This window comes from Lentzea sp. NPDC060358 (assembly GCF_042725365.1).
GTDB lineage: Bacteria > Actinomycetota > Actinomycetes > Mycobacteriales > Pseudonocardiaceae > Lentzea.
In genome coordinates, this window is record NZ_JBHXCW010000497.1 from 1 (window position 1) to 1,137 (window position 1,137).

Consider the following 1,137-nt stretch of genomic DNA (forward strand, 5'->3'; position numbering starts at 1 on the left):
GCCAATGGCCGGGGCGAATTCTAGACTACGTCAGTCGTGCCACGGGTTGCCGCCGCCGTCCTGCGTCTGGGTTGTGGTTGTGGTGGTCGGGGGCTTGGGTGGGTTCTGCTCGTCCGCGTTGGCGGCGACACCACCGGAAACGGAAGCGGCGACGGCGATCGCGGTCAGCAGGGTGGCGGCACCGGCCACGAGAGTGGACACGATTTTGGACATGGCGAATCCTCCGAAGGGATCGGATGTGGTTTTCCGGATTTCGCCCGCTCTCGGCGGGCTCCCTTCGAGCATTCGTCTTCGAAAAGCGCGGAACCAGGTGTTTCCCGTTGCCCACCGAGGTGGTCAACACGTCCACTCCTCATCCACTTCTGGTCGACACCCGTCGTGGATGCTGCGCGCACCCGGCCGCCGGCCGGACGTCATCAGGGAGGTTGGAGTGACCGAATCCGCGACCTACGACATCGCCGTGTCGTTCGACGAGGAACAGCGCGCCGTGGTCGACGAGGTGGTCGAGGCGTGCCGCCAGCGCGGCCTGACGGTGCTGGAGAGCAACGACCTGCCGCAGGCCGAAGTGCGCTTCCTCGTGCCGTTCGTGTCCACGGCGGACGAAGCGCGCACGGACGACGAGCACGTCCTGCCCGTGCTGACCGGCGACGACCCCTCGTCGTCGCCGCACCTGCACGCCGACGACCGGCTCGTCGACACCCTGGTGGCCCGCGTGGAGGAAGCCGAGACCACCGGCCGCGGCCGGGTGCCCGTGGCAGACCTGGTGGCATCGCTCAAGCAGCAGCAGCCGGAACCGGAGCAGACGCCGGCCCCCACCGGCCAGACCACCCCGCTGCGCGCCCTGGCCGAGCAGTTCGCCGCCGCGTCCCCCGCGCTCGCCAAGCGCGGCCTGGCCGGCACCCTGCACCTGGGCGGCACGACGGTCGCCGTCCGGGTCGAGCGCGAGGACAACACGGTCTACGCGGTCGAGACGCGTGACGACGACGTCGTGAACTTCGTCGTCCTCGGCGGTTCCACCGACCAGTTCGCCACGCTGTGGCAACGGATCGAGGACATGCTCACCGCGTGACGACCACTCCGGACGAGAAAAGGGCGGTGTCCCGTTCGGGGACACCGCCCTTTCTCACCTCCTGGCCC

At 69.2% G+C, this 1,137-nt stretch carries 2 protein-coding genes; one reads left to right on the forward strand and one right to left on the reverse strand.

Features of this window, described 5'->3' with window-relative positions; all coding sequences use genetic code 11:
- Positions 1-30: 30 nt before the first annotated feature.
- Positions 31-213: a hypothetical protein gene (locus ACFWGZ_RS41155; protein ID WP_382457002.1), complete on the reverse strand. Its 183-nt coding sequence runs from the start codon at positions 211-213 to the stop codon at positions 31-33.
- Positions 214-430: 217 nt separating this feature from the next.
- Here ACFWGZ_RS41155 and ACFWGZ_RS41160 point away from each other — a divergent pair, with 217 nt between their 5' ends.
- Positions 431-1,069: a hypothetical protein gene (locus ACFWGZ_RS41160; RefSeq protein WP_382457003.1), complete on the forward strand. Its 639-nt coding sequence runs from the start codon at positions 431-433 to the stop codon at positions 1,067-1,069.
- Positions 1,070-1,137 lie beyond the last annotated feature (68 nt).